Here is a 6714-nt window from a genome sequence, read left to right as displayed (position 1 = left end):
TTTGCTTCCAACCTGATTGCAGGGCTTATCGCATACAACCTGCTTCCTAAGAAACCGTCACTCAATATTGACATCATTGATAAAAGCAGGCTTATTGCATAAGATTATTATACCGAACTCACGTTATATAATATTCTTACCGACGCAAAATCAAGTGTAAAAGCGGTTAAGGATTTCATGGTCGGTGAAGACAGGCTCAATGTAATGGCTATAACAAAAATATCAGAAGCCGACATTAATGAAGCAAAAGATGAGCTTATAAATACCTGTACCGACATCTGTAAAGAAATAAACACTACCACTCACCTTGCTGTCTGGAGAAGATATCTCAGAACTGTTTGGCTGCATATATAAAAAGGTGAAAAGGTGAGGGAGTGAAAAGGTAAAAAATGAAATTAAGGATGCAAGACAGTGAAAAAACGGCATAACAACCAATCTTCAAATATAACCATAACTTCTGAAGCCATATTCAAGAAAAGGTGGCAGAAATTTCATCATCCCACTATGGACGTAAATGGTGACGTGACTTTTTATTACGGTGTCTACAAGCAATTCCATGACATCGCAAAGGGAAGTGCCAGGAATATGAACGAATATTACCTGCTCCAATTGGTTCTGCTTGTCGAAAATACAGTGTCCGTCGATATTGATTCCTCTTATAGTGTAATTTACAGGAATTTGGGCAACATGGCTTTTTATTGGTGTGACAAGTTGGATCTATCAACAAAAGACACTAACCTTCTTTATAATGCCTTCACCCAAGCCGTAGCCGATGCACCCGAAAGCAGCCTGAAACAGTGGATTAAGGAATGTGTTTTGTCAGGTGATTTCCAAAGGTTGAAAGATGTAGCTCTTTATTTCGCCATTCAGGACAAGACAGTAAAGAGAATATATCCCAACCTACAATACAGAAAAGACGCATTCTTGGAGCTTGTTGGTGGTGATAATGTCAAGGCAAAAGAAATGCTTGAATCCGACTTGGCTTTCAACTGGCATGATAAGGAAGGTGGTACATTGCTTTCAAGAATTGCCGAGAGTTTCAGGATGGATGAGGATGGAAGGGACGTGATTGCAAACCTGAAAACTGTTCATCCCATGTCGTTGGATTCCTACCTGCCGTTTGAAAGCAAAGATGGCGGATATACAGTTACGGTAATGAAAAAGGACAATACGACCCTTGATGTCATATTTCCAGCCCATGTCTCAAAAAGGAAGATTGCGGATATGTGTTTTGTCGGCCAGCTTGTTACATATCTCGGGAAAACATACGTCAATGGCCCTGTAGTATGGTTGGATAAAAACGAATTCGACTTATGGGACAGCGACATTTTCTGGGATAAGATACATGAAGATGAGAAAGAGGATTCAAGACATAAGTTCTTCACCACAAAGTTCGGAAATAAATACACCATGTACCAAGATCTTTACGATGAATTTGATAAGGACATCAACGGTTTCTATACTGATGAACCGAACATTCTTGACTTTCTGAATTGGCTCGTTCCTGAACATTCCCTTAGCTCAAAATAATAGGCTTTACAAATATACGGAATCATGTAATATTGTGAATGTAGGTGTATTCAATTCTTTGTAAAAATAAAAACGATATAATTAGCACAAAATAATATGAACAAAGACACAAAAATTGCAGTAGCTGGAACTGGTTATGTAGGTCTAAGTATAGCGACCCTTCTCAGCCAGCATCATCACGTAACGGCAGTAGATGTAATTCCTGAAAAAGTAAACCTGATAAACCAACGTAAGTCACCGATTCAAGATGATTATATTGAAAAATACCTGGCAGAAAAGGACCTGAACCTGACAGCAACAACAGATGGAGCAAAAGCATATTCTGACGCAGATTTTGTGGTCATTGCAGCACCGACCAATTACGACCCTGTAAAGAACTATTTTGACACAAGCCATGTTGAAGAGGTTATTGAGTTGGTCAAGAGCGTCAATCCCAATGCTATAATGGTTATCAAAAGCACCATTCCTGTCGGCTATACTGAAATGATAAGGAAGAAGATGGATACCGACAATATCATTTTCTCACCCGAATTCCTACGTGAAAGTAAGGCTCTGTATGACAACCTTTACCCAAGTAGAATAATAGTTGGTCGACCAGAAGGCGATGAAAGGTTGGATAAGGCAGCCCATGAGTTTGCCGCATTGTTGCAGGAAGGAGCAATCAAGGAAAATATTGATACCCTATTCATGGGTACTACCGAGGCTGAAGCAGTAAAACTCTTTGCTAATACCTACCTTGCCTTACGTGTTTCCTACTTTAACGAGCTTGACACCTACGCCGAAATGAAGGGGCTTGACACACAGGCTATAATCAATGGTGTATGTCTTGACCCACGTATTGGAACACATTACAACAACCCGAGTTTTGGCTATGGTGGTTATTGTTTACCGAAAGATACGAAACAGCTTCTTGCCAACTACGCAGACGTTCCTGAAAATCTAATCCAGGCAATAGTAGAAAGCAATAGGACAAGGAAGGACTTTATCGCAGACCGTGTTCTCCACAAAGCCGGTTATTATGATTATTACAACCGTGGCGATTTTAACCCATCAGAGGAAAAGAAGTGTGTCATCGGCGTTTACCGTCTTACAATGAAATCAAACTCGGATAACTTCCGCCAATCATCAATCCAAGGCGTAATGAAACGTATCAAGGCAAAAGGAGCAGAAGTAATCATCAATGAACCCACACTTGAAAATGGCAGCACATTTTTCGGTAGCAAGGTGGTGAACAATCTCGAAACATTCAAGCAACAAAGTCATGCTATCATTGCCAACAGATATGATTCTTGTCTGGATGATGTGAAAGATAAAGTTTACACAAGGGATATTTTTAGGAGGGATTAAAAATTTATATTTTTCGTTTTTATTGATTCAAATGTGTATCTAATAATGTCGCAATCATCAGAAAAAAGCGAACGCATTGCAAAAAACACGTTACTGTTGTATTTGAGAATGCTGTTCTTAATGCTTGTCACACTCTACACCAGCCGAATAATTCTCAATGTGCTTGGGGTTGAAGATTATGGTATATATAATGTTGTGGGTGGCGTAGTTGCGATGTTCTCTGTAATTTCGGGATCTCTTTCTGCTGCAATCTCACGTTTTATAACATATGAACTTGGAAAAGGGGATAAGAGGAGGTTAGTTAAGATATTTTCCACATCGGTAAACATTCAGTTTGGGTTAAGTCTAATTATAGTATTGCTGGCAGAAACTATAGGTTTGTGGTTCCTCAACTATAAGATGAATATTCCAGACGAAAGGATGACGGCTGCAAATTGGGTCTTGCAATTTTCAATACTTACATTCATCGTCAATCTCATAAGTGTTCCTTACAATGCTTGTATAATAGCACATGAGCGAATGTCGGCATTTGCATATATAAGCATATTAGAAGCAATCAGCAAATTAGGAATAGCTTTCTTTATAAAGATCTCTCCAATTGATAGACTCATCTTTTATTCATTGTTAATTTGTTTTGTGTCTATTCTTATTCGTTTTACATACAGTTGGTATTGTAAAAAGAATTTCTCTGAGTGCCATTACCATATGATTCTCAACAAATCATTACTAAAAGAAATGTCAAGTTTTGCAAGTTGGAATTTTATAGGCTCTGCTGCTGGCATTCTTAGAACTCAAGGAATAAATGTTGTCTTAAATCTTTTCTTCACTACAGCTGTAAATGCAGCTAGAGGTATATCGGTTCAAGTAAACACTGCAGTAACAAGTTTTGTTAATAACTTCATGACGGCTTTAAATCCCCAGATAACTAAATCATACGCTTGTGGGGATTTTATTTATATGAACAAATTAATATATCAAGGATCTCGGTTATCTTTTTATTTGCTGTTATTTCTTTCATTGCCTATTATAATAGAAACGGAAACTATTCTAACTTTATGGCTAAATATTGTCCCTAAACATACCATCATTTTTGTCCAATTAATACTTATATTTGCGATGTGTGAAGCCATTTCAGGTCCGTTGATAACAGCTATGCTTGCAACAGGAGATATCAAAAAGTACCAAATAATAGTTGGAGGAACCAACCTTTTAAATCTCCCTATATCATATTTTTTGTTTAGATTCTATGATTTTACTGATTTCCCAGAAATTGCATTAGTCGTTGCAATTATTTTATCTGTTATTTGCCTATTTCAAAGATTATGGTTGCTAAAGAAGATGATAAACCTTGATTATATTAGTTTTCTTACACAAGTAATTCTTAATGTAGCATTGGTTGCTCTAGTTTCATTTTGTATCCCATTTTTTGTTCATTTGTTGTTACCAAATACAACTTTACTTTCTGTTGGTAATATTATAAATAGTTTTATATGTTCTGCTATTTCAATCCTTTATGTAGGCTGTAAGAAGAAAGAAAGACAGTTTGTATTTACTAAAATAAAAGGAATTCTTTCCATTATCAAAAAGCATGGAAAATAAAAAAATCTTATTATTAGGAGGAACAGGAACTTTGAGTTATGCAGTTCTAAAAGAGTCATTAAATAAAGGTTATTGTGTATATGTCATGAATAGGGGCTCTAACAATGAAGGACTGCCCAGAAATGTAAAAATCATAATATGTGATTTTAAAGATAAAAAAGCTCTTGAATACACATTCGCAGATAAAAGGTTTGACATAATTGTGGATTTTCTTTCTAGGGAGCCTTCTGATATAATAAGGGCATATGATGTTTTCGCAAATAAATGCGAACAATATATTTTCATTTCATCTGCTTGTGTTTTCAAAAGGGATGATGAAAATCTTCCAATAAAAGAAGATTCTCCTAAGCCCAACGAAACATGGTCTTATAATACATTAAAATATGAGTGTGAACTTAAATTGCAAGAGTTAGCACGTTCTGCGTCATCATATTTTACAATTATACGCCCATATATAACATATAATAATGAGCGTATCCCATTAGGAATAACTCCTGCATATAAATATCATAGAACTATAATTGAACGCATAAAATCTGGAAAACCTTGGTTTTATTGGGACGATGGGAAAGCTATCACAACCGTCACATATTCAGAAGATTTTGCGATAGGGACTGTTGGCCTATTTTTTAATGCTAAAGCTATAAACGAGGATTTCAATATTACTACCTCATTTTGTTATACACAAAAAGAAATAGTTGAACTATTATTCACTAAGCTCGGAGCAACACTCAATGTAGCAAATATAGATTCTAAAGTATTAGCCAACATTTTGCCTGAATTTCGTGGAATACTTCTTGGGGACAGGGCGCTTGATGCAAAATTTGACAACAGCAAGATTATATATGCTGTTCCTCATCTTCAATTTAAGACTACACTAGACGAAGGCTTAGATCATGTCATTGATTTTTGGGAAAATTGTAAAAGTTATAAATATGATTATGCATTTGATGCAAGGATTGATAAGATGTTAAATCAAATTGGAATTAAATGCAACTATATAAGATATCCTAATTCCCACTCAAAATCAAAGCTTATTTACTTTATATATAGATATTTCCCTTTGAATCTAGCTAGGAGGTTGTCAAAATGGATATAAGTAGGCATAAATGTTATGTTTTTACAAAACATAAAGATACTTGTTCTGGATGTGGTGCATGTAAACAAGCCTGTAAATTTCATGCCATTTCCATGATTTCGGATAACGAAGGCTTCCTTTTCCCTGTTCTTAATAAAGACAAATGTATTGAATGTGGAACATGTGATAAAATTTGTCCATGTGTTGGAAACAAGAAAGAGAATGCAACACAAGAACAATCCTGTTATATTGCAACAACAAAGCGGAAAGATTATTACCAAGAAAGTGCATCTATAGGAATATGCACCATGGTATCTAAATATATTATATCAAATGGAGGATACGTTTTTGGAGAACACCATGTCAAATTGCTGGTCTTAAGTCTTTCCTACGTAAGGAATATGCCAATCTTTATACTATAGATCTTATATGTCATGGAGTTTTTAGCCCTAAACTAATGCCGCTAGAGGTCAATTATTGGGAGAACAAGTTGAAAGGTAAAATCAAGAATTTCCGTTTCCGAAGTAAACGTGTTTTCAAAAATCAAAATGGAGGAATGGTAAATTTTGATTTGACAAAAAAGAATAAAGTTATTCATATTGAACGTTTTGCCAAAAGCTCTCCATCATATAGATGTTTTGCTTATGCAGGAGATAACAATAGTTACAATTTAAGATTATTTTGTTATTCCTGCCTGTTTAAAGCAAAAAGTCGTTATGGTGATCTTACTGTAGGAGATCCATGGTTTATTAATGATACTTGCATCACAAACCCGATTCTTAAGTCAAGCAATGTAATAAGAACATTGTATTCTGTAAATACAACTAAAGGTATTTTTCTTAAAAAGGCAATTATCCCTTTCTTGATAGAAGAAAAACTATCATGGAACTTATCATTTTGCCAACCAGCTGTTCATGCCACAAAGCGTTTGATACCTCCCTTACGAGAAATATTATATTCAAAGCTTGATACCACTGATTATGGCGAACTTGTTGAACACTTGTTAAATTGTGATTTAGATCTTGCTCAAAAGAAATTTGAGAGCAAATACAAACTTTATATTATAAAAACAATCATAAAAAAACGTGAGTTCGGTATAAGAAAACGATTGAAAAAGTTGTGGGAATGAGATATTTTTAGTACCTTTATAGTTGATAATC

General features: G+C 35.3%; 7 protein-coding genes and 1 pseudogene. All 8 read left to right on the top strand.

The genetic code is table 11. From position 1 onward, the window contains the following. A pseudogene (locus H6A34_RS15070) lies at nt 1–102 on the top strand (IS982 family transposase); the annotation flags it as partial. A gap of 75 nt (nt 103–177) precedes the next feature. After that, nucleotides 178–354, top strand: coding sequence for a hypothetical protein (locus tag H6A34_RS13135; RefSeq protein WP_239480884.1), 177 nt, complete (start codon nt 178–180; stop codon nt 352–354). 57 nt (nt 355–411) lie between these two features. Continuing rightward, a complete protein-coding gene (locus H6A34_RS13130; protein ID WP_205105882.1) occupies nt 412–1530 on the top strand; it encodes a hypothetical protein in 1119 nt (372 codons plus the stop codon). 96 nt (nt 1531–1626) lie between these two features. Continuing rightward, a complete protein-coding gene (locus H6A34_RS13125) occupies nt 1627–2877 on the top strand; it encodes a nucleotide sugar dehydrogenase (protein ID WP_205105881.1) in 1251 nt (416 codons plus the stop codon). 45 nt (nt 2878–2922) lie between these two features. Beyond that, complete coding sequence (locus H6A34_RS13120; RefSeq protein WP_205105880.1) at nt 2923–4476, top strand: oligosaccharide flippase family protein; 1554 nt, start codon at nt 2923–2925, stop codon at nt 4474–4476. Then, nucleotides 4466–5575, top strand: a complete 1110-nt coding sequence (locus H6A34_RS13115; RefSeq protein ID WP_205105879.1) for an NAD-dependent epimerase/dehydratase family protein — start codon at nt 4466–4468, stop codon at nt 5573–5575. Before H6A34_RS13120 ends, H6A34_RS13115 begins: the two co-directional genes overlap by 11 nt. Continuing rightward, entirely contained in the window at nt 5566–5976 is a 411-nt protein-coding gene (locus H6A34_RS15550; protein ID WP_205105878.1) for a 4Fe-4S binding protein, read from the top strand. Before H6A34_RS13115 ends, H6A34_RS15550 begins: the two co-directional genes overlap by 10 nt. Further along, the gene (locus H6A34_RS13105; protein ID WP_205105883.1) at nt 5874–6683 is read left to right on the top strand and encodes a Coenzyme F420 hydrogenase/dehydrogenase, beta subunit C-terminal domain; all 810 of its coding nucleotides are present in this window, start codon (nt 5874–5876) and stop codon (nt 6681–6683) included. The genes H6A34_RS15550 and H6A34_RS13105 overlap by 103 nt, the downstream gene beginning before the upstream one ends. The last annotated feature ends 31 nt before the right edge of the window (nt 6684–6714 follow it).

It is taken from the genome of Marseilla massiliensis, assembly GCF_016899855.1.
In the GTDB taxonomy this organism is placed as follows: domain Bacteria; phylum Bacteroidota; class Bacteroidia; order Bacteroidales; family Bacteroidaceae; genus Prevotella.
Note: the sequence above shows the minus strand (reverse complement) of the source record. Positions and strands in the feature narration are given on the sequence as shown.

Bases quoted from the DNA above. Each gene is read 5' to 3' on its own strand.
- H6A34_RS13135 (WP_239480884.1), top strand. From the start codon at position 178: ATGGTCGGTGAAGACAGGCTCAATGTAATGGCTATAACAAAAATATCA.
- H6A34_RS13125 (WP_205105881.1), top strand. From the start codon at position 1,627: ATGAACAAAGACACAAAAATTGCAGTAGCTGGAACTGGTTATGTAGGT.
- H6A34_RS13120 (WP_205105880.1), top strand. From the start codon at position 2,923: ATGTCGCAATCATCAGAAAAAAGCGAACGCATTGCAAAAAACACGTTA.
- H6A34_RS13115 (WP_205105879.1), top strand. From the start codon at position 4,466: ATGGAAAATAAAAAAATCTTATTATTAGGAGGAACAGGAACTTTGAGT.
- H6A34_RS15550 (WP_205105878.1), top strand. From the start codon at position 5,566: ATGGATATAAGTAGGCATAAATGTTATGTTTTTACAAAACATAAAGAT.